Origin of the sequence: Caballeronia sp. INML1, assembly GCF_023631085.1 — a bacterium.
Classification (GTDB): domain Bacteria; phylum Pseudomonadota; class Gammaproteobacteria; order Burkholderiales; family Burkholderiaceae; genus Caballeronia; species Caballeronia turbans.
In genome coordinates, this window is sequence record NZ_JALQDT010000051.1 from 255636 (window position 1) to 275594 (window position 19959).

General features: G+C 60.6%; 22 protein-coding genes. 7 read left to right on the forward strand and 15 right to left on the reverse strand.

The window, feature by feature from the left end; genetic code table 11:
* Nucleotides 1-7 precede the first annotated feature (7 nt).
* The 7 genes from NCR38_RS17310 to NCR38_RS17340 form a co-directional block, all read right to left on the reverse strand.
* Nucleotides 8-466, reverse strand: a complete 459-nt coding sequence (locus tag NCR38_RS17310; protein ID WP_086960624.1) for a cytochrome c — start codon at nt 464-466, stop codon at nt 8-10.
* Nucleotides 463-948 carry a cytochrome c gene (locus NCR38_RS17315; RefSeq protein WP_061115810.1) on the reverse strand — a complete coding sequence of 162 codons (486 nt, stop codon included), beginning with the start codon at nt 946-948 and terminating at the stop codon, nt 463-465. The genes NCR38_RS17310 and NCR38_RS17315 overlap by 4 nt, the downstream gene beginning before the upstream one ends.
* Complete coding sequence (locus NCR38_RS17320) at nt 945-1466, reverse strand: methylamine dehydrogenase light chain (protein WP_061115809.1); 522 nt, start codon at nt 1464-1466, stop codon at nt 945-947. The genes NCR38_RS17315 and NCR38_RS17320 overlap by 4 nt, the downstream gene beginning before the upstream one ends.
* Nucleotides 1467-1505: 39 nt before the next feature.
* The gene (gene mauD / locus NCR38_RS17325; protein WP_061115808.1) at nt 1506-2150 is read right to left on the reverse strand and encodes a methylamine dehydrogenase accessory protein MauD; all 645 of its coding nucleotides are present in this window, start codon (nt 2148-2150) and stop codon (nt 1506-1508) included.
* Nucleotides 2147-2704 (reverse strand): MauE/DoxX family redox-associated membrane protein, encoded by a 558-nt coding sequence (locus NCR38_RS17330; RefSeq protein ID WP_061115807.1) that lies wholly within the window; start codon nt 2702-2704, stop codon nt 2147-2149. Before NCR38_RS17330 ends, mauD begins: the two co-directional genes overlap by 4 nt.
* 9 nt (nt 2705-2713) lie before the next feature.
* Nucleotides 2714-3844 carry an amine dehydrogenase large subunit gene (locus NCR38_RS17335; protein WP_061116080.1) on the reverse strand — a complete coding sequence of 377 codons (1131 nt, stop codon included), beginning with the start codon at nt 3842-3844 and terminating at the stop codon, nt 2714-2716.
* Nucleotides 3845-4106: 262 nt separating this feature from the next.
* Complete coding sequence (locus NCR38_RS17340) at nt 4107-5048, reverse strand: helix-turn-helix domain-containing protein (RefSeq protein WP_061115806.1); 942 nt, start codon at nt 5046-5048, stop codon at nt 4107-4109.
* 429 nt (nt 5049-5477) lie between these two features.
* Here NCR38_RS17340 and hpaC point away from each other — a divergent pair, with 429 nt between their 5' ends.
* Together hpaC and NCR38_RS17350 are read left to right on the forward strand one after the other, a co-directional pair.
* Nucleotides 5478-6014 carry a 4-hydroxyphenylacetate 3-monooxygenase, reductase component gene (hpaC, locus tag NCR38_RS17345; RefSeq protein ID WP_061115805.1) on the forward strand — a complete coding sequence of 179 codons (537 nt, stop codon included), beginning with the start codon at nt 5478-5480 and terminating at the stop codon, nt 6012-6014.
* Nucleotides 6015-6104: 90 nt separating this feature from the next.
* Complete coding sequence (locus NCR38_RS17350; protein ID WP_250477422.1) at nt 6105-6641, forward strand: SgcJ/EcaC family oxidoreductase; 537 nt, start codon at nt 6105-6107, stop codon at nt 6639-6641.
* 47 nt (nt 6642-6688) lie between these two features.
* Here NCR38_RS17350 and uraD read toward each other — a convergent pair whose 3' ends face one another.
* Complete coding sequence (uraD, locus tag NCR38_RS17355) at nt 6689-7213, reverse strand: 2-oxo-4-hydroxy-4-carboxy-5-ureidoimidazoline decarboxylase (protein ID WP_061115804.1); 525 nt, start codon at nt 7211-7213, stop codon at nt 6689-6691.
* Between the two features lie 110 nt (nt 7214-7323).
* Nucleotides 7324-8271, reverse strand: coding sequence for a LysR family transcriptional regulator (locus tag NCR38_RS17360; protein WP_061115803.1), 948 nt, complete (start codon nt 8269-8271; stop codon nt 7324-7326).
* A gap of 285 nt (nt 8272-8556) precedes the next feature.
* Here NCR38_RS17360 and NCR38_RS17365 point away from each other — a divergent pair, with 285 nt between their 5' ends.
* The 4 genes from NCR38_RS17365 to NCR38_RS17380 all read left to right on the forward strand — a co-directional run bounded on the left by NCR38_RS17365 (nt 8557) and on the right by NCR38_RS17380 (nt 11654).
* A complete protein-coding gene (locus NCR38_RS17365; RefSeq protein ID WP_061116078.1) occupies nt 8557-9897 on the forward strand; it encodes an MFS transporter in 1341 nt (446 codons plus the stop codon).
* Nucleotide 9898: 1 nt separating this feature from the next.
* Nucleotides 9899-10423 carry a hydroxyisourate hydrolase gene (locus NCR38_RS17370; protein WP_061116077.1) on the forward strand — a complete coding sequence of 175 codons (525 nt, stop codon included), beginning with the start codon at nt 9899-9901 and terminating at the stop codon, nt 10421-10423.
* 41 nt (nt 10424-10464) lie between these two features.
* On the forward strand, nt 10465-10803 hold the full coding sequence (gene uraH, locus NCR38_RS17375) for a hydroxyisourate hydrolase (protein WP_061115802.1): 339 nt from the start codon (nt 10465-10467) through the stop codon (nt 10801-10803).
* Between the two features lie 353 nt (nt 10804-11156).
* Nucleotides 11157-11654, forward strand: coding sequence for an H-NS family nucleoid-associated regulatory protein (locus NCR38_RS17380; RefSeq protein ID WP_061115801.1), 498 nt, complete (start codon nt 11157-11159; stop codon nt 11652-11654).
* Between the two features lie 62 nt (nt 11655-11716).
* On the opposite strand, the gene NCR38_RS17385 is transcribed toward NCR38_RS17380, so the two are convergent.
* Entirely contained in the window at nt 11717-12118 is a 402-nt protein-coding gene (locus NCR38_RS17385) for a VOC family protein (protein WP_061115800.1), read from the reverse strand.
* A 162-nt stretch (nt 12119-12280) separates the two neighbouring features.
* On the opposite strand from NCR38_RS17385, the gene NCR38_RS17390 reads away from it, so the two are divergent.
* Nucleotides 12281-13717: an aldehyde dehydrogenase family protein gene (locus NCR38_RS17390; protein WP_250477423.1), complete on the forward strand. Its 1437-nt coding sequence runs from the start codon at nt 12281-12283 to the stop codon at nt 13715-13717.
* 48 nt (nt 13718-13765) lie between these two features.
* Here the strand turns inward: NCR38_RS17390 and NCR38_RS17395 are convergent, their stop codons facing one another.
* The 5 genes from NCR38_RS17395 to NCR38_RS17415 all read right to left on the reverse strand — a co-directional run bounded on the left by NCR38_RS17395 (nt 13766) and on the right by NCR38_RS17415 (nt 19920).
* Nucleotides 13766-14191, reverse strand: coding sequence for an organic hydroperoxide resistance protein (locus NCR38_RS17395; protein ID WP_061116076.1), 426 nt, complete (start codon nt 14189-14191; stop codon nt 13766-13768).
* Nucleotides 14192-14377: 186 nt separating this feature from the next.
* Nucleotides 14378-16183, reverse strand: coding sequence for an alpha/beta fold hydrolase (locus NCR38_RS17400; RefSeq protein ID WP_086960622.1), 1806 nt, complete (start codon nt 16181-16183; stop codon nt 14378-14380).
* Nucleotides 16184-16441: 258 nt separating this feature from the next.
* Entirely contained in the window at nt 16442-16837 is a 396-nt protein-coding gene (locus NCR38_RS17405) for a hypothetical protein (RefSeq protein ID WP_061115798.1), read from the reverse strand.
* An 819-nt stretch (nt 16838-17656) separates the two neighbouring features.
* Nucleotides 17657-19192 (reverse strand): HAMP domain-containing sensor histidine kinase, encoded by a 1536-nt coding sequence (locus NCR38_RS17410; protein WP_061115797.1) that lies wholly within the window; start codon nt 19190-19192, stop codon nt 17657-17659.
* Nucleotides 19189-19920 carry a response regulator transcription factor gene (locus NCR38_RS17415; RefSeq protein WP_061115796.1) on the reverse strand — a complete coding sequence of 244 codons (732 nt, stop codon included), beginning with the start codon at nt 19918-19920 and terminating at the stop codon, nt 19189-19191. The genes NCR38_RS17410 and NCR38_RS17415 overlap by 4 nt, the downstream gene beginning before the upstream one ends.
* Nucleotides 19921-19959 lie beyond the last annotated feature (39 nt).

Sequence of the window (19959 nt, forward strand, 5' to 3'; positions counted from 1 at the left end):
GTGTCTCCTAGTAGTGTTCGGGGACGGCGTTGACGCCGTTCTCCTGCAGTTCCTTCACGAGCTTCATGCGCGTGCGCGCAACATCGGTGAGCGCGGGACGGCGATACGCGGCGATCTCTTCCGCCGTATAAGGCTTGAACGATGCAGGCCGCGATTGCTCGTTCATCGTCGCGAGCAGCCAGTTCAGGACGTTCGCGAGTTCGGCATCGTTCAAAGCGGAATTGGCGGCGCCCGGCACGCGCATCACGAACTGACGGCCCTCGGGCAACGAGACGAAATGGCCGAGCGAGTTACGCAATGCGGGCACTTTGCCGGGGATGCCGGAACCATCGGCGGTATGGCATCCCATGCAATTGAGCACCCAGTCCTGACGCGCCCGCGCCGCGTCGTACGCCTGCGCCTGCGATGCGTCCGCGATGAAGAGCGCGGCAAGCATCGCAGCGGCGAGGACCGCGCGCGGCTTCATAGCCCGAGGCCCTTCACGACCGCTTCGCGATGCTGATGCACGGCGGTCTGATCGAGCGGTCCGGCGCGCCATGCCTTGACCTCTGCCACGTCGAAGGGCTTGGCCGAACCATGCTGCGCGTTCAGATCGAACACGACGTAGTTCAGCACGTCGGCGATTTCTTCATCGGATAGCGATGCGAAGCTTGGCATCTTGAAGTTGTAGTTCTTCTCCTTGACCTTGATCGGACCGAACATGCCATAGAGCACGGTATGCCCTAATTGCGCGCGGCCCTCGGGCGAGCCCGCGTATTTACCCGGATAGTCGACGAGCGGCGGCGCGAGTCCGTCCATGCCCTTGCCGCCCGCTTGGTGGCAGACGGCGCACTTGCCGTCGAATGTCGCTTTGCCGCCGGGATAATGCATCGTTTGCGCGAATGATTGAGATGCAAAACTCATCGCGCCGGCAGCGAGCGCCGCCATCAAAACACTTGCTGTGTTCATTGCGTCGCCGCTCCCAATAGCACCGATACCGAGCAGTGGTAATTCGAATTGCCGTTCGCCATGCACCAATTGATGTCGTTATTGAGCGATAACTTGTAGAGCGGCTTTTCGCGTTCGTTGCGATTGCAGAAGCAACGTCCGCAAGTCGTCTTGCCGCAGCAGTCGTTGTACGACACGATGTAGTCCGAGCCATCGTGCGGATTGCGGCATGTGCCGATCCACGTGATCGGCGACGGCGTCGTGCCCGGCGGACAACTGCTCGATGTGCCGCCGCAGCAACTGCAAAGCCAGCCGTCGATCGCGCAATACTTCCAGTAGTCGCAGCTCGTCGGATCGTCGCTAGCCGACGCGCCCGGCTTCTTCGGTTCCGTCGCATACGCGGTGCGATCCACTGGCAGCAGCGGCACCATTGCCGATCCGACCAGCACCTTGCCGAGCTTCGCCATCGCACTGCGCCGGGAACTTCGCTGTGCAACGCCGCGCGCCTTATGTTCGAAGAATGAATCAAGCCATTTCATGGACGCTCACCTGTAGGAATGAATGATTTGTCGGCGTCTTCAGGCGTGCTGCCCGACTTGCCCTTCATGTTCGTGATGTGCGTGATCGTCGTGCTTGCCGTGCACGAACTCCTGCAACGAAGCGACACCCCGTTCTTTTGCTTCGAACAGGCTTTCCAGATGCTCACGCGTATTAACGAGACCCTTCGCGCGGACCTTGCCTTCTTCATCGAGCAATACGGCATAAGGCAGCTTGCCGATCTGATAAGAAAGGCCGAGTTCCTGCGACAGCACATACGGATATTGCGAAAGACCGGTCTTTCGATAGAAGGCGGCGTGCTCTTCGAATTCACCATCGCTTGCAAGCACGATGTCGGTTGCACCTTCGCGTGCCTGAATCGACGGCAGCAAGGGCAGCAGCTTCTTGCACACGGGGCACGTCGGCGAGAGGAAGAAGACGAGCGTGTTGCGCCTCGAGTTCGACAAGCCGCCGACCTTCACCGCGCGGCCCGCGATATCGCCCAACTCGAACACCGGTGCGATCGCGCCGACCGCCGGGCCCTTGTCGATCATGAGTGCGCCCGCCGGCATCATGCGTTCATAGAGAATGCCGACTTGGCGAACGAGTGCGAGACAGATCGCGCCGAGCGCAAGCAATGCGGCCCACGACAGTGCGGCCGAAATCATCAGGGCGGTTTGCATCATGAATTCCTCAGAGAATCGAGCTTGGGAAGATTGACCAGCAGCGCATCGAGCGTGAACCACGCGGCGACGGCAAAAAGCGTGCAGGCGCCTGCGCTCGAATAGTCGAGCCACATGAGCTCGCGAGCAGTCGCGGGTGCGAGCGCGGCGCATGCGAGCGCGGCGAGCATCAACGCGCGCGCGACGTGCCACCAGCCGATCGACTTCGGCGCGCGTTCCGTTGCACGCGCGGCGATGAAGCCCGAGCAGCCGCAATCGATATCGGTATGACCACGCAACACGTTGATCGCGAGCGCCGCGCCGAAGAGCGTGAACAACGCGATCAGCACCATGGCGCTGAGCGTGCGCGTATCGGCGAACAACAAGCCGATTGCGCCCGCAGCCTCCAGCGCAGGAAACGCGAACGACAAGGGCGTGAGCGCAAACGAAGGCAGCAACGCGAACGCTTCGAGCGACGCGCGAAAGCGCGACGGCTCGCGCCACTTCGGCGCAGCGCTCGCGAGCGCGATGATCGTCGCGGACGCGATGCACACCATGAGAATGACGGGATCGATCATCGCGTCACCTCACGGGTTGAGCAGCAATGTCGACGTCGCGCCGAGCTGCTTTTCGACGTGCTGGCGCTTGCCTGTCATCGCATCCATCACGACGAGATCGGAGGTCGGCGTAAGGCCGTAAAAGAGCGGTTTGTCGTCGGTGCTGACCTGAATCGCGAGCAGCGGGTCGATCTTCTGCTTCGCGAGATCCCAGCGCGCCACACGCTTTTTGCTCTCGGTGTCGTAGACCCAGATCTCCGTGCCCGGGTCCTTGTGCGAGCCGTCCGCGCCCTTGTGCATGGCCACGTAAAGACGGTGACTGGCCGTGCTCAGCGCGGTCTGCTGCAAGCCGCCCGGACGCCAGCCCGCCTTGCGCTCCTGATCGCTCAGCAAGGACCACGATGCGCCGAAAACCGGCGTATCACCGGAGAAGTCGGCCGTGCGCACATTGCCGTGGAAGGTCGTGAACACATACTTGTTACCGTCGCGCACGGCGTTGACGAAGGCAGGATCGTGATCGACGTCGATGAACGCCTCGGAGAGCTTCCGGCTCGCTTCCTTGCCCGTGGCGTCGAGCCTGACCGTGAGCGCCTTGCCGCTTTCGCACAGCGCCGAGAAGCGATCATTGCCGCTCGGATAGGCGAGCACGCAGCCGTCGGTATCGATCTCACCGAGCACCTTTTTCGCGGCCGTATCGATGACGGTGACCGACGTCGACGGCGTGATGTTCGACACATACAGGCGGCTGCCGTCTTCCGAAAGAATCGTGAGATATGGCGTCGGCACGGTCTGGCCATGCTTGGGCGGGATCACGATTTCACCGGTTACGTCGAGCGTCGTGTTATCGATGATCTCGACTACGTCCGTGCGTGGGCCGTGGCTGCCGCGCGCGAAGTACGTCGTCGCCACATAGCTCGTCTTGTGATCGGGCGAGATCGTGAAGCCCGGCGCGAAACCGGCATCGATCTCGCCGACGAATCGTTTGGTGTCGCCGTCGAACACATGCACTCGTGCATCGGTCATGCTCGCAAACGAGACATCCGTCACGAACACGCGATGCGGGCTATACGGCGGCACTTTCGCCACCGTCAGTTCTTCCGGCTTTTCGGCCGCACCCGCGTGTAACTGACACGCAAGCAGTCCATAGAACAAGGCCCCCATGGCGGTGGCCAGCCGTCTCACCTTCATCTGTGCTCCTCCTCGTTTATCGTCGAAACGACTCTAAAGATGACAATAAAAAAGAGCACTTCGTAACCGGCAGCGCGTGCGTGCCGAAATGGAGTATTCGAAAGGGAGCCGACAGCGATGCGCGCGACAGGCGTATTCAGGCGACTCTTGATGCAAGCCTCGGAAAGGAAATGCCGATTGCCGAGCGCGGCAATGCGGCTCGCGATCGGCAGGAAGGGAATGTATTGCGCCTGCGTTAGCGGGCGCGCAGTGTTTGAGAGGGAAGTTCGCCGAACAGGCTCTTATAATCGCTCGCGAAGTGGCCGAGATTGGTAAATCCCCAGCGCATCGCGGCTTCGCGCACCGGTACTTCGCCTTGCGATGTCGTTGTCAGGAGCCGTCTCACTTGTGCAAGACGCACGGCTCGCAGATAACTTACCGGATTCATCTGCGTGACCGATTGAAAGCTGTTTTGAATGGTGCGCCGGCTCACGCGCAGCTTTTCGCAGAGATCCAGCACCGAGATAGGCTGCTCGGGGCGAGCAAGCACCAGATCATGAGCGCGTCGCACGACGTCGGCACGGCATGCATAAGTGAGCCGGTCTTCGCGCGTCGGAACATGGAACGTGAGCAGATCCAGAATGCTCTCCGTCACGGTGTGCGTGAAGCGACGCGCGCCATCGCCCGAAGAAAACGGATCTGGGTCTGAGAGAACGGTCTCCACCGCCGCGATGATGCGCTTTCCCGCCCGCCAGCCCGCTGCGGCAGGGATGCTCAGCACGTGGCGACCGAGAATCTCGTCCTGGACATCGACACCCGCCGCGTCCGCTGCCGATGCGAGCAGACTCGTATTCACGGCGACGCCGAGCATCGACATGTCGGGTGGCGAATGCAGCAAAAATTCCCTGCCGCCAGGCGCGGCGACGAGCGCGTGTTCGTCGACCCGCACGCCTTGAAACGAGAACGGTGCGCCGCCGCCGAGCACGAGCCCGAATGTGACGAACCCCGGCGGAAGTTGCCCGCGCTGCACGATACGAACGTTCGCGGATTCCTGAAAAACCTGCACGCCCGCCACCGAAACCTGCTTCACCGTGCTGCGAAACGCGCCTTCGCCCACCTGGTCATAGCGCTGTTCCCAACCTGTCAGCGCATGCGCGTGGCGGTCGGCGTCCTCAAAGGTTTCATAGTTGGCGTACATGCCCTGCTCCTGCTACTTGCGTCGATATCGATGCGACTGCTTATAGGTTTTCGATTTTTTGGCGTCAAGCTTTCTAATTTTTTGCTTCTGTCGCTCGTTGCACAATTCTAGGAATGCACGATTGAAAAACAGGCGCGCCCATGCGTAGGCGCCCGCGCGTACTTCACAAACCACTTTAGAACTTGCGCCGGATGCCGGGGCGCACGGTTTCCTGACGGATTGCGTCGCTCGCCGCCATTTGCAGCGACTTATGGGGCTTCTCGGCAAAATCGCCTCGGTTACGTGAGGTAGCCAAAGCTTTAGTGCGGTCGGTAACCACGCGTGGCATTTAGCGGATCGTGCCGATCATCTTTGTGCGGTTCAGCGCGTACGTTCGATTCACGGTTTGCTATACACGAAGTTAAACACGAAACGAACAGGAGACGCTCCATGTCCGCGCTGCCCCGCCCCGACTCTGCCGATATCGAACAGGTACGCAAGCAGTTTCGACAGGCAATGGCTCATCTCGGGGCCGCGGTGAACGTCATCACGACGACGGGCACGCATGGACGCTGCGGCATTACAGCCAGCGCCGTATGCTCGGTCACGGATGCGCCGCCGACGCTGCTCGTCTGCATCAACCGGTCGAGCGCGATGCATGCCGCATTCGTGAACAATCGTAACGTGTGCATCAATGTCTTGCCCGGTCATCTCGAACAGATCGCGCGGCACTTCGCCGGTCTCACGCAACTCTCCATGGAAGAACGTTTCTCGTTGCCGGTGTGGGATGAAGGCATGAACGGCGTGCCGGTATTACGCGATGCGCTGGCGAGCCTGCAGGGCACCATCGTCGAGGCAAAAGAAGTCGGATCGCATTCGGTGATGTTCGTCGAAACGACCGCGATCCGCGTGCGCGACGACGGCGACAGCCTGATTTATTTCGACCGCAACTTTCATCGCGTGCCGCGCGTGTGCGCCGCCCAGTGAAAGGTATCGCCGATTCTGCGTTAATTGATTACAGGAAGACCGCTGCCTATACTCCACGCGCAGACGGGCGACTGTAAGCAAATTCGAAAAATGACACCGGAATCGGTGCTTGCGTTTTTCATCACCCGCACGCAGTCACACATCGCCCAGGTCTGCGAGTTCGCCACTTGGAGATACGTGATGAAAAAATCCTTAAGGCAATTCGGTGCCGGCGTGCTGTTCGCATTGATCGCGTCGCAAACTGCATTCGCGCAGCACGACAAGGTAATAGACGATGCGAATACCGCCTGGAATGCGGCCTTTAACAAGGGAGATGCTCGGGCGCTGGGCGCCTTGTACGACGAAAAGGCCGTGGTGTCCCCCGGAAACGGAACAACCGTTCAGGGACGTGCCGACGTCGAGAAGTTCTACAAAGGCCTGTTTGATGCGGGCTTTCGCGATCACACGATCGATGTCGTCAGTGCGAAGCGAGTCGGCAATCTGATGTATCAAACCGCGAACTGGACCGCCGTCGCGGAAAAGGACGGCAAGAAGACGTCATATAAGGGCGTGGTCCTCAAGGTGCTCGCCAAGGGCGCCGACGGCAAGTGGCGGACGACCGCGCAGACATGGAACGCGGCACAGTGATAGGCGCGCGGGCCTGATGCAACGTCAGACCCGCCGCCGCATTTCCGTCACTTGAGCGCGCAGAGACGCGCATTCAAGCGCGCACGCGTGATCGACGCGATTTGCGCCAAAGCCTCATCCAGCTCCTGCTGCGTGCTGCGGCCGATACGTCGCTCCAGCGCGCTGAAGATGCCCTCGCGCGTGTAATGCCGCACGCAGATGATGAACGGAAAGCCGTGGCGCTCGAGATAGGCGGCATTGAGACGATCGAGCAAGGCGTCCTGTTCGGCCGACATCGCATCGAGCCCGGCGCTTTTTTGCTCGGCATCCGAATCCGCCGTCATCGTTCCGGAGCGAATATTCGCGCCTGACAACAACGGGTGCAGGTTCAGAAAGGCACGCTGGCTCTTGTCGTCAAGATTGCGGATGACATTCATCATCGCGTCGTGCAATCCCGTGGCGGATGCGAATGGACGCGCGCTCCAGGCGCCCTCCGCCGCCTGCGGAAAATGTTCGAACACGCTCGCGAAGGCGCCGACGAAGGCCGTGTGATCGAACGCGTTGATCGGTTCGAGATTGATTGTCTGTGACATGAATGGCTCTCCTATAAGGCATCGATGGCGATTCGTGCCGAGTATAGAAAGCGCGCGATCGGGCGGCGAGACACCCTATCCTATTGACCGCATAACAGAACGCGATAGCGCTAACTGCGATGCATGTCGCGCAGCGCGCGCAGCTCCTGCGCGGCCGCCGTCAGCATGCCGCGCAACCACACGTGCGAAGCCGAACGATGCCGCGACGGATGCCAGAGTTGATAGAACCGCATGAACGGAAATTCGATCGGCGGATCGAGCACGGCGAGCGGCAGATGCTGCGCGTGATAGTTGGCGAAATGCCGGCCTGTCGTGAGAATCAGATCGGTGCCCGGTATGAGGCTGGGCGCGAGATTGAAGTATGGGCAACTCACGCGGTTGTCACGATGCACGCGCATGGTGCTGAGCCCGGTATCGACGACGCCGCGCTGATCGCGCGAATACGGCGTCGGCACGATATGCGACGCGCTCAGATAGTCCTCGGCATCGAATTTGCCTGACTTCGCATATACGCTGTCGCGGGCAACGACACACACGACGTCATCTTCGAGCAATACCGACAAATGCAAATGCTCGGGAGGATTGGGCCAGTTGCCGATGACGATATCCGGCGAGCCCTCCGAGAGCCCCTGTTCATAGTTGAATGCGGCCGAGAGCGGCACGGCGACGAGGCGCGCATGCGGTGCAGCGCGCCTGAATTCGCGCACGACATGCGCAAAGAAGGGGGGCGCCAGATAGTCGGGCATGCCCACTGTGAAGCTTTGTTCGGTGGTCGCAGGATCGAAATGATCGTCCGATACGAGCAGGTTATCGAGCGCGCTCAATGCGGCTTGCGCACTTTGTGCGAGTTGAATGGCGCGCTCGGTCGGCACCATCACATTCTTTTCGCGCGTGAGCAGCGGGTCGTTGAAGATCGCGCGCAACCGCTTGAGCGCGGAGCTGATAGCCGGTTGCGACTGGTTCATACGAATGGCCGTGCGCGACACGCTGCGCTCGCCGATCAGCGTGCACAAAACGCGCAACAGATAGGTATCGAATGGATCGTCGGTGCGATTCATGGTGAGTGCTGTCTCTATGGTTCGCGTGGCCGCGCCGCTATTCTGCCAGCCGGCATTGCAAGAACCGCTTGTTGCAGGCGGCGCTAGGGTAATCCATAGGTACGAAAAAACACCGCAACGAGCGGCGCCAAGGCCCGCCAGACAAGGCTTCGCAACCCATATACGCGTTGCTATGGGGCCTATTGGCTCGCCGCCCGTTCCCGATTTTTTGGCCGTTTCTATACTTGCTTCCACCGAATGCACGACAGTGTCCGTGCGACGCAAACCGACTGGAAAGGAGAAACCATGTCGCTCATCAAACAGGAGATGCCGGTCTTCGCGAGCGAGGCCGAAAGCGCCGAAGCGAGCGTCTATCGCAAGGTGTCATGGCGCCTGCTGCCGTTTCTCGGCGTGCTATGGGTGCTCGCGTGGCTGGATCGCGTGAACATCGGCTTTGCCAAGCTGCAGATGCTGGACTCGCTGCATTTCAGCGAAGCCGTATATGGACTCGGCGCGGGCATATTCTTCCTCGGCTATTTCCTGTTCGAAGTGCCGTCGAACATGCTGCTGCAGAAGATCGGCGCAAAGAAGACGATCATGCGCATCACGATCTGCTGGGGCATCATCTGCATGCTGCAGACGCATGTCACCACGCCTACGCAGTTCTATATCCTGCGCTTCCTGCTTGGGGCTTTCGAAGCGGGCTTCTATCCGGGCGTCATTCTCTATCTCACGTACTGGTATCCGTCGCAGCGGCGCGCGCGGGCCTTCGGCACGTTCATGTCGGCATCGGCGATAGCGGGGGTGCTCGGCGGTCCGCTCGCCGGCTGGATCATGACGTCGATGGGCGGCGTGCACGGCATGCATGGCTGGCAGTGGCTCTTCATCATCGAAGGCATTCCGTCGGTGCTCGCCGGTGTGTTCGCCTACTTCTACATGACGGACAAGCCCGAGCAGGCGCGCTGGCTCAACGACGATGAAAAACGCGTAGTGCTCGATGCCCTGCAACGCGACAATGCCGCAATGGGCGAGCGTGGACACGACTGGCGATCGCTCTTCACGAATCGGAAGGTGTGGCTGCTGATCGCGATCTTCTTCTGCCTGCTGTGCGCGAACTCGACGCTCACCTTCTGGATTCCGACCGTCATCAAGGACGTAGGTGTGAGCACGCCGATGGCCGTCGGCTGGATCGCGGCAGTGGCCTATCTGTGCGGCGCGGCCGGCATGATCATCAACGGTGCGCACTCGGACCGCAGCAATGAAGTGCGCTGGCACTTCAGCGGGGCGGCCATCGTCGGCGGCATATCGATGGCGGTGCTTGCCGTGCTGATGGGCCTCGACAAGATTTCGCCGGTTATCGCGCTGTTGGCCATGACGGCATCGCTGATCGGCACGATGAGCGCGATCCCCGTGTTCTGGCAGTTGCCCAATCGCTATCTCGCGGGCAGCGCAGCGGCAATCGGCGTGGCGCTCATCAACTCCGTCTCCAATCTCGCGGGTTTCGGCGCGCCCTACGTCATGGGACTCGTCAAGAACGCGACGGGCAAGTTGACCTCCGGTCTCTATCTCGTGGCCGTCATCGAAATTCTGGCTGCGGTGCTGGTTATCGTCGGCATCCGCAAGCTCGGCAACAAACAAGGTGCATGACATGCGCGACAAAGACACTTCTCCGGCTTTCGATGTGAGCCGCCGACGCTTTGCCCTGCAATCGGTCTCGTTGGGCGCAAGCATGCTGATGGCGAAGACCGCCCTCTCCGCCGATGCGCCAGCGTCGCCCGCGCCGAACCAGACGACAGGTCCGGTGCAACAGGACGGCCTGAGTCCGCGTCTCACGATGCACGGTCTCGATACATGGCACGGCACGCCCGCCGCGGGCATGCGTGTGGACTTGTTCGCAATCGAAGACGGACGCTCGAAGCTTCTGCAGACGATCACGCTCGCAGCGAGCGGCCGCAGCGAGCCGCCGCTTCTGATCGGCGATACGTATCGCGCAGGCACGTATGAACTGTTGCTGCATGCAGACGAATACTTCGCCGCGCGCAAGGCGAATCTGCCGCAACCGTTGTTCCTTTCGAAGATCCCGCTGCGCTTTCGCATCATCGACATCAACCAGCGCATTCACCTGCCTGTGTTGTTCGGGCCGTGGAGCTACAACTACTACCGCGGCAGTTGAGCGGAACACAAACGAAACGCCAGATCAGGAGACACATCATCATGGCCGCAGGCATCACTACGCATGTGCTCGACGTCGCGCTCGGCAAGCCCGCCGCGGGCATGCAGATCGAATTGTTCGACATCGGCACGCAGCCGCCCACGCTGCTCGCGCGCACGCGCACCAATCGCGATGGGCGCACGGATTCACCGATCCTGCCGGCCGCACAGGCGCGTGCAGGCGATTTCGAATTGCGTTTCTGGGTAGCGGACTACTTCAAGACCCCCGATGTATTCGCCGACGTCGTCCCAGTGCGCTTCACACTTGCCGATGCCGCGCAGCACTATCACGTGCCGCTGCTGTGTTCGCCGTGGAGCTTCGGAACCTATCGCGGAAGTTGAAGCGCAGCGCGTGCATTGCGCTTCACGCCGTTTATGGCGTGCGTCAACATCGAAATTAGCGCAATGTCCATCGATGCCAAGCGCGTTTCGCTCACCGGTCGATCGCAACGCCTTTGGTCATAAGACGCAAATGTCGACGATCGTTCAAAGAACTCGAACAGACAGCTGCTTTAAGAAAGATGCTGAACAACTTTCCTGGCGGGATAGCAATAGATACCTCAATGTGCGTCGCACGGTTATCGCGTTAAAACACTTTCCGTGAATGTCATTTGCCATGTATTGACACGAATTTCCTCTAGCGCGTCACGCACGTCCGTGGCATAGTGCAGACGACAATTTATTAGAGGTAAGTCATGTCGACGCTAGAAAGTATTCAGGCACGTATCGAAGCACTTCAAGCGAAAGCCGATGCGCTCATCGCTAAAGAATCTGAAAGCGTGCTGAAAAAGATTCATGATTTGATGTCGAGCCATGGTTTGACCGTCGCGGACATCGAACAATATTCTGGCACGCGCAAGAAGGCAGGCCGATCGGCCCCGGCAAAAAAACAAAGCACGGTTGCCTATCAGGATCCGAAAACCGGCGCGACCTGGAGCGGGCGCGGACGTGCACCCGGCTGGATCGCCAAAGCCAAGGACCGCAGCAAGTTCGCGGTCGGCGCGAGTGCGCCGGCGACCAAGGCTGAAGGCAAGGCGCGCGCCGCAGTCAAGCGCAAAAGAAAGGGACAGCCGCGCGGTCCCCAACCCGCGCTCTATCGCGATCCGCAATCAGGTGCAACGTGGAGCGGACGTGGACGTGCACCCGCATGGCTTGCATCCGTCGAAGATCGCACGCCTTTCCTGATCGGCTGAAGATGAATAGATAAACGGCGGAGTTCGTTCAAGACTCCGCTGTTTTTTACAATCCATTTAATCTAAACGCGTGGATCGAACGCGAATTCGATCCGAATGCCGCCCGGTTCATAGATCATCATATGGCGTTTCGGCCCTGCCCCTAGCGGTTCCGGCGCGAATTCCACCGTCACGCCAGGCCATGCCGACACGCGATCGAGAATCGTCGCGAGCGCGGCTTCATCCGCTGCACGCAGCGCAAGATGATGAAGCCCGATATTCTTTCGCCGGTCGAATGCTATTGGCGCCGGGTCGTCTTTCACCTGCCATAGCGTAACCAACAACTTTTCGTCGGATACGAACACGGCTGGGTACTCGGGCCGCTCGCCGGCGATCTTCCAGCCCAGACACTGAACGAAGAAGTCTCGGGTCGCGTCGAGATTGCGGACGGCGAGGCCCACGTGATCGATTCCAGAAGTCAGCATCGTTTCCTCCTCATGTCGGATACATGAAGCGCGCATGCACGCTTCGTTCGGTTCCGTTCGCATGCTATCTCATTCCACAGTCGGTGTTGCCTGCACGCGCGGCGTTTAAGCGGTAATCTGAACGATATCGACAACGCGTCGTCCCCCGACAGGAGACCGTTCATGCTGAAGCCGACTTATCCCTATTACCTCGCCAACGAGCCGGTAGCCGCCAATACCGATCTTGCGGTGACCGACAAGTTCAGCGGTGAAGTCGCCACACGCGTGGCACTTGCCGATGCGCACGCCATCGACGAGGCAATCGGCCTTGCGGTCGCCGCGATGCCCGACATGCGCGCCTTTCCCCCGTTCAAACGTCAGGCGGTGCTCGAGCATTGCGTGAAGCGGTTTCGCGAGCGCTCCGATGAAATGGCAATGGCCTTATGCATCGAAGCCGGCAAGCCGATCAACGATTCGCGCGGCGAAGTTACGCGTCTTATCGATACGTTCAAGGTCGCAGCCGAAGAGTCGGTTCGGATCGACGGCGAAATACTGAATCTGGAGATCTCGCCGCGCGCAAAGGGTTATCACGGCTATGTAAAACGCGTGCCGATCGGTCCCTGCTCCTTCATTTCGCCTTTCAATTTTCCTTTGAATCTTGCCGCGCACAAGGTCGCGCCCGCAATCGCCGCTGGTGTGCCGTTCGTCATGAAGCCTGCGAGCCGCACGCCGATCGGCGCGTTGATCATCGGTGAGGTGCTCGCGGAAACGGATCTGCCCAAGGGCGCATTCTCGATACTGCCGGCGCATCGCGACGGCGCCGATCTGTTCACCACCGACGAGCGTTTCAAGCTCCTCTCCTTCACCGGTTCGCCCGCGGTCGGCTGGGAACTGAAGGCGAAAGCAGGCAAGAAGAAGGTCATTCTGGAACTCGGCGGAAACGCCGCCGCGATCGTCGATAGCGATCAGGGCGGCAAGCTCGACTATGTAGTCGACCGGCTGGCGTTCGGCGCTTTCTATCAGTCCGGGCAAAGTTGCATCGGCGTGCAACGCATTCTTGTGCACGCGTCTCTATACGATGACTTGCGTGAAAAGCTGATCGAGAAAACGAAGTCGCTCCGGATGGGCGATCCAAAGGACGAGAAGACCTTCGTCGGACCGATGATTTCCGAGTCGGAATCGAAACGCCTCGCCGGTTGGATGGAAAACGCCGTGAAGGCCGGCGCGAAGATCATCGCTGGCGGCAAGGTGGATGGCGCGATGTTCGAAGCGACGCTTCTCGAAAACGTCGGACGAGATTCGGATCTCTATCGCAAGGAAGCGTTCGGGCCTGTCGCCATTCTCGAAAAGTTCGATAACTTCGACGACGCGCTCGATACCGTGAACGACAGCGATTTCGGCTTGCAGGCGGGCATTTTCACGGATTCACTCGCGCATGCGCATGAAGCATGGAATTCACTTGAAGTTGGCGGGGTCGTGATCAACGACGTGCCCTCTTTCCGGGTCGATAACATGCCTTATGGCGGCGTGAAGGATTCGGGACTCGGCCGGGAAGGCATTCGCTATGCGATTGAGGACATGACCGAAGCGCGTCTGATGGTGATGCGAGAAACGTGGTGACGCACGCCCGAGCGTCCCTTCCAAAGCACGCTCGGGCGTTCGACATGCCTATGCCAGCGTCAGTTTGACATCGATGTTGTTGCGGGTCGCGTTCGAATAAGGGCACACGACGTGCGCCTTGTCGATCAACGCCTGCGCCTCGTTACGATCCATGCCTGGCAGCGAGATCTTCAGTTCGACTTCGATGCCGAAGCCGTTCGGGATTTGTCCAATGCCCACGCTGCCGTCGATGGCAACGTCTTTGGGCAGCGTAATCTTGTCGCGTGCGGCAACGAACTTGATCGCGCCAATGAAGCACGCGCTATAGCCCGCGGCGAACAGCTGTTCGGGATTCGTGCCATCGCCGCCACCGCCGCCGAGTTCTTTCGGAGTCGTCAGCCGAAGATCCAGATTGCTTTCGGGTACGGTCGCGCGGCCATCGCGTCCGCCGGTGACATGAGCATGCGCACGGTATAGAACCTTTTCGATCGACATCGCCAGACTCCTGTGCATTGTGTTGAGCGGCCCTCGCGACGCGAACGCGCCGTTCGACATCCGCCGACATGGATTCCCGATGGGACACTGCCCGCGAAGGGCGGGTTCCAACCTCGAAGGATACTCAAGACGCGGCGAGTTCGCTGACGCGACGTATTGCGACGCATCAAGGCGCGTTCCTCTCGGTCACAACACGACGGGTTCTCTGCCGGGAAAAGCCGCATCGGCTATGGGCGCGTTTGTTTCCTTGGCCATGCGTTCGCACAGCGCGACGACGTGCGCCGAGCCGGCCGTCATGAAGAGCGAATGGTCGAGGTCCGGAAAGATCATCATGCGCACGGACGGAAAGCGCGAAAGGCGCGCGCCGTGCTTGCCGAAATGCGCGGCGATCAGATCCAGCCCCGCATCGTAGGCGCCATAGACGAGCACCGTCTTCACGCCTTTTGCATCGAGCGCGCGAATAATCGGACCGGGCTCCGTGGCGAGTTCGGGCGGCGTCTGGCTCAGACGATCGAGCCTCAGCACATCGACGATACGTGAACGCGCGCGTGTCATCACATAGCCGAGCACAAAGCGCAAGACACGCGTCAACTGTTTTTCGCCACGCAGGATAGCTTTCCATTTCTGCGGATCGAGCATCGAAAATGCATAACCTGCCATGGAATTGCGCGTCGATTGACGCAAGCCATCGGGCGCGACGTCCGCTGGTCGTTTGAACGTCGGCAGATTCACCGTGACGACGCCATTGATCGCCTTTTCGATGACCGCCGCCTTGAGCGCGTGATACCCGCCTGAGCAAACGCCGAACGCGAATATCGACTTATAACCTTGGCGTGCGAGCCAGCGTGCCGCGGCCGCGGTGTCGTCGGTCGCGATCGGGTTGTAGATGCGGCCGAATGCCGTGTCCGATTGCACCTTGCCCGGCGCTGCCGGGCTATCGCCGCGGCCACGCGCATCGAAACGCAGCGATGCCACGCCACGTCTCGCGAGCTCGCGTGCAATGCGTACCGATAGCCTGCTGTCGCCCACGCGCGAACTCGCCGACGTATTCGCGATCAGGTACACCGGGCCGCGCGCCGAACCCGTGCGCGGCTCGCACAGGATGCCGAAAAGCCCTTCGTCGCCGATACGCACCGGACGCTCGATCGCCTCGGGGGTTTCAATGTTCAGCGCGGGCCAGCTATCGGCATCGGCCATGGACGCCACATGAGCTACCGGCGCGGCGCGGCCCGCGATCCACGCCACGACCTCGGCGAACGCGGCGCGCGGCACTGCGTTGAAGGCAGTTTCCTGAATGAAGCCCGTCAGGTCTTCGAACGGACGCGCCTCTGCTTCGACGCCCTTGTCAGCGAGGGCGTCGCGCAAAGGGTCCGTCCCGCCCGCCTTGACATTCATGATCAACGCGCGACGCGCCGGCGCGCTTGCCGTGCCGTTCACGCTCGCGACGAGGTCGATAGCTTGCAGCGAGTCCCTGAATTCGTCGCCATACATCTGACCAAGCACGTTGAACCGGACATCGTCTTGCTGCATCTCGCGCAAGGGCGGCGCAAGCAATTCGAGCCATGTTTTGCGCACGATGTTCAGTTCGCGCATATACACGCGCCCGCTCGTGACGGGCGCGAGCAGTACAAGTTCGTCGACGGGTCGGCGCAGTGCCGCAGCAAGCGCGAATGCCGCGCCCACGCGAAAACCGCATAACGTGACGTGTTCGATGCCTGTCTCTGTCCTGAACCAGTCGACGGCCGCGTGGATGTCTTCGACCGACGATTCGAATTGATCCGGTGCGAGATCGGCGCCCGCCGAGTCGCCCGTGCCCCGATAGTCGAAACGGAGCACCCACATGCCGCGCGCCGATAACGCATCCGCGAGGTGGCGCATGCCGCTGTATGTCCACACGTATTCGTGGCCATACGTGTTACAAAGCACCACGCCGCGCGTGCCGCTTCCCGCGTGCAGCCATCCGAAGCGGTTCCCGAATACAACCGGTCTCATTCGATCTCGCCCTCGTGTCGAGGTATTGAGACGATTATATTAAGCGGCTCCTTCGTAAAGCGGCATCCGAGAGCGAATATGCTCCAGGGAACTATCTATTGGCGCATAAGGCATGGCTTGTGTTTGCTGGCGCTCACTTTGTTTGGACGGTTCGTCGGCATCGCGTCAAGTTGGTGAACGCAATGTCGAGCCGACGAAGGCTCGCCTCGAAGTAATGGACGAGGCCGAGCCTTGAGTCTTTCGTTGTCTGAGCGAAGCTCATGCCGCCTGTCTGGCCCTCGCCTCCTCCACCATGCGGGCGTGCGCGTACACGCGATCGCGTTCGCGTGCGACGAGGGTGCGTTTGCGCGCGAGCGTCTGGCGATGATATTTCGGGTCGCCCATCTGCATTACATATTCACCATGACGATAACGCAGATAACGCTGGAAGAACTCCGCGCCCGGCAAGCCATTGTCGAGCGCCATGAGCACGCCGTAGTCGATGTCACTCACATCGCCGAGCGTCTTGATCGCCGACTCGAGCGCGGCGTAGCGCTGAGGCAGCGGCACCGTCTTGTCGCATTGCGCATGAAAACGCTGATAAGTCAGCACCTGCCCGTGCGATGCACAACGCCATAACGATTTCGCAAGCCGTTGACTCAGTTCCGTATCCACGTTTCCTCCTGCATTGTGCAAGGATCGTATGCGTGCGACATTCCACCGTCATTGAGAATCGATGACGATAACCGGTTGTCTGGAAATCACCTGCGGCGCCAAGAGATATTTCCGGCGCTCAAAGAAAGCGCGTAAATAGCACAAAATGTGAAATGCGTTAAACGTCGGTGCTTATCTTTATTGCGATGCACTGCAGCGCTCGGCGCAAAACTACCAGTCGACCGTTCAGCGGCCGACATGCGGAATTCATTTCTTATGCAGCGATGCAACGCGAAACGGCGACCTGGCGCGCTCCGACTATTGTTGGCCTCGACGGCCTTATTGACTTCCACGCCACAGCGCCGCACTTATTGACCGAAGAATCAAGAAACGGCTGCGATCCGATTACATGCTAGCAAACATATTGAAGGAAACCAAGGTGAGTTTCCGGTATGGATGAACGCCGCGTTTTTCATGCTGCTGTCATTCGGCATTTTTTCCCGACCGTTTTAGCCGATAAGTGAACACGCTTATTTGCAATGGCACGGAAAGCGACGCATTAGAAACGATTGACCGTATAGGGGGTTTCGTGCCCATACGCGCCGCTCCGTGCGCACAGTCCTTAAGATTGGTTTAAGCCTGTAGGACTAAAACGTCTCACAAGGCGCAGGCAGTATGGCAATTCGATGGCTCTGCCTTGCAGCCCGCTGCGACTCGGCTTTCATTCAAACGTCCACGCGGATGGTCAGACCGGGCAACGCCGCACGCGCATTCCAACTGCGCGATCAGGCGCAGGCGATGACCGTCCCATTCAGCCCGGCAGCAATGCCGGGCTTTTTTTTATCCGCGCCATCCGTGCGCATGCGGCGAGCCTTCGCCGCTTTGCGCGACAGCGGCGGGCAATTCGAAGCGAAACGTCGTGCCTGTGCCCTGGGTATCGATCATGCGAATCTCACTGCCGTGCAATTGCAGCATGCGTTGCACGATGAGCAAGCCGAGCCCGCCGCGATGCGCACCGCCCGATGCAAACGGGCGCTGAAACAGCGCTTCCCGCATCGCGGGCGCAATGCCTGTCCCTGTGTCGCTGACGGTCACCTCGACTCTCTCGGCATGCTCGCGCCCATGTGCAAGCGTCACATCCACCGTGCCGGTTGCAGGCGTATGACGGATCGCGTTGTCGAGCAGATTCGTGAGCACGCGTTCGATCATGCCGAGGTCCGCAATGACGCTCGGCAAGCGCGGGGCGATCTGCGCAGTGAGACGCACGCCTTTGGACTGCGCGGCCAGCTCGAACTTTTCGAATACGTCCTGCACGAGATCGACCAGCGAGAACGGCTCGGCTTCCGGCGCGACCATGCCATGTTCGAGCTTTGCGAGCTCGAACAAAGACTGCGCGAGATGACCCACCTTCGCGCTCTGCGCAAGCGCGATCGACAGATAGCGGCGTCTGTCGGCATCGGGAAGCGTGTCGGACTTGAGCGACAGCGTTTCCAGATAACCATGAAGCGACGACAGCGGCGTGCGCAAATCGTGCGAGATATTCGCGACCATCTCGCGACGCTCCCGATCCTGCCGGCCGAGCGCGCGCCACTGTTCGGCGATGCGCTCGGCCATCTGCGCGAATGCGCTTTCCAGCACGACGATCTCGTCGCGTTCGTTCTCACGGGCGTCGGCTGCGCCCTTTCGCGGCGCCGAAGGCAAAGGCGGATCCGCAGGCGCGCCGCGCGCGTCGAATTTGCGCATCGCCTCGGTGAGTCGCCGCAGCGGCCGTGTAACGAGCCCGAACGCGACCAGGCCCGCGACGAGCCCGAGCAAGGTGACGAGTCCCATCGATGCGAGCGTGGTGCGCAAGACCGCGCTCGCTGATGCCTTCGCCGCCAGCGCGTCGTGCTCCTCGCCGAGCAGCACCACATAGACATAGCCGAAGGGCGGCTTGCCGGGCGCGGCGAGCGGCGCGGCGCTGAACACCTTGCGCTTGTCGTCGCTGCGCGGATCGTCGCCCAGGATCGGCAGGGCCGCGCCATCGAGGAACTTGCGAACCGGTGCGAGATCGACGTGGTTGCGCTTCAGGTGTCCGGCCGGCGCATCGTCGGCGCGCACGCGCCCCGTGTCATCGAGCAGATAGACCTCGACGCTCGGATTCACCACCATCAACTGACTGAAGAGACGGCGCACGGCAGGCGCGTCGATATCGTTCGCGTCGGCGAGCGCGCCGTCATGGGCGATGTGCGCCGCAAGTCCGCGTGAAAGGCTTTGAATGACCTCCTTCTCGCGCAGGTCGCTCGCGCGGATCTGCAGCCATGCCGACGCGCCACAGCACGCGAGCAGCAGCACGCAAAACACCGCGAAGAGCCGTTGAGACAGCGTGAGCTTCACGGCGCGGTGTCCTCGCCCTCGGGCGATTGCGCCGCGAGCTTGTAGCCGTGGCCCCATACCGTGAGAATGCGCTTCGGCTCAGCGGCATCTCTCTCTACTTTTGCGCGCAGCCGGTTGATATGCGTGTTGACGGTGTGCTCATAGCCTTCATGTCGATAGCCCCACACCGCATTGAGCAGATCCATGCGCGAAAACACTTTGCCCGGATGACGCGCGAAGTGATACAGCAGATCGAATTCGCGCGGCGTGAGTTCGATGCGCGCGCCATCGACCCATGCCTCGCGCGCGAGCGGATCGATCGCGATGCCCGCAACTTCGATACGCCCCGCGTCGAGCCGCGAGTCCTTCGCAACGGCATCGACGCGGCGCAGCAGCGCCTTCACGCGCGCGACGAGTTCGAGCACCGAGAACGGCTTCGCGAGATAGTCGTCCGCGCCGAGTTCCAGACCGAGTATGCGATGCACCTCGCTGGAGCGCGCACTCGTGATGATGATCGGCGTATAGCGCGTCATGGCCCGCGCACGGCGGCAGATTTCGAGGCCATCGACGCCGGGCAGCATCAGATCGAGAATCAGCGCGTCCCAGCCGCCCTGCTCCAGCAAGCGCAGCCCTTCGGCGCCATCGGCGCTATGCACGACTTCATAGCGCTCGTCGCGCAAGTTGAGACTCAGCACATCGGCGATATGCACGTCGTCTTCGACGATCAGAATGCGTTTCGGATGATCCATGAGCGAATGTCGAATGATGCTCGCCCTGTTAGCGGAAGA

Excerpts from the sequence above, each read along its gene's own strand:
- NCR38_RS17310 (WP_086960624.1), bottom strand. The coding sequence starts at position 466 with ATGAAGCCGCGCGCGGTCCTCGCCGCTGCGATGCTTGCCGCGCTCTTC.
- NCR38_RS17315 (WP_061115810.1), bottom strand. The coding sequence starts at position 948 with ATGAACACAGCAAGTGTTTTGATGGCGGCGCTCGCTGCCGGCGCGATG.
- NCR38_RS17320 (WP_061115809.1), bottom strand. The coding sequence starts at position 1,466 with ATGAAATGGCTTGATTCATTCTTCGAACATAAGGCGCGCGGCGTTGCA.
- mauD (WP_061115808.1), bottom strand. The coding sequence starts at position 2,150 with ATGATGCAAACCGCCCTGATGATTTCGGCCGCACTGTCGTGGGCCGCA.
- NCR38_RS17330 (WP_061115807.1), bottom strand. The coding sequence starts at position 2,704 with ATGATCGATCCCGTCATTCTCATGGTGTGCATCGCGTCCGCGACGATC.
- NCR38_RS17335 (WP_061116080.1), bottom strand. The coding sequence starts at position 3,844 with ATGGGGGCCTTGTTCTATGGACTGCTTGCGTGTCAGTTACACGCGGGT.
- NCR38_RS17340 (WP_061115806.1), bottom strand. The coding sequence starts at position 5,048 with ATGTACGCCAACTATGAAACCTTTGAGGACGCCGACCGCCACGCGCAT.
- hpaC (WP_061115805.1), top strand. The coding sequence starts at position 5,478 with ATGTCCGCGCTGCCCCGCCCCGACTCTGCCGATATCGAACAGGTACGC.
- NCR38_RS17350 (WP_250477422.1), top strand. The coding sequence starts at position 6,105 with ATGACACCGGAATCGGTGCTTGCGTTTTTCATCACCCGCACGCAGTCA.
- uraD (WP_061115804.1), bottom strand. The coding sequence starts at position 7,213 with ATGTCACAGACAATCAATCTCGAACCGATCAACGCGTTCGATCACACG.
- NCR38_RS17360 (WP_061115803.1), bottom strand. The coding sequence starts at position 8,271 with ATGAATCGCACCGACGATCCATTCGATACCTATCTGTTGCGCGTTTTG.
- NCR38_RS17365 (WP_061116078.1), top strand. The coding sequence starts at position 8,557 with ATGTCGCTCATCAAACAGGAGATGCCGGTCTTCGCGAGCGAGGCCGAA.
- NCR38_RS17370 (WP_061116077.1), top strand. The coding sequence starts at position 9,899 with ATGCGCGACAAAGACACTTCTCCGGCTTTCGATGTGAGCCGCCGACGC.
- uraH (WP_061115802.1), top strand. The coding sequence starts at position 10,465 with ATGGCCGCAGGCATCACTACGCATGTGCTCGACGTCGCGCTCGGCAAG.
- NCR38_RS17380 (WP_061115801.1), top strand. The coding sequence starts at position 11,157 with ATGTCGACGCTAGAAAGTATTCAGGCACGTATCGAAGCACTTCAAGCG.
- NCR38_RS17385 (WP_061115800.1), bottom strand. The coding sequence starts at position 12,118 with ATGCTGACTTCTGGAATCGATCACGTGGGCCTCGCCGTCCGCAATCTC.
- NCR38_RS17390 (WP_250477423.1), top strand. The coding sequence starts at position 12,281 with ATGCTGAAGCCGACTTATCCCTATTACCTCGCCAACGAGCCGGTAGCC.
- NCR38_RS17395 (WP_061116076.1), bottom strand. The coding sequence starts at position 14,191 with ATGTCGATCGAAAAGGTTCTATACCGTGCGCATGCTCATGTCACCGGC.
- NCR38_RS17400 (WP_086960622.1), bottom strand. The coding sequence starts at position 16,183 with ATGAGACCGGTTGTATTCGGGAACCGCTTCGGATGGCTGCACGCGGGA.
- NCR38_RS17415 (WP_061115796.1), bottom strand. The coding sequence starts at position 19,920 with ATGGATCATCCGAAACGCATTCTGATCGTCGAAGACGACGTGCATATC.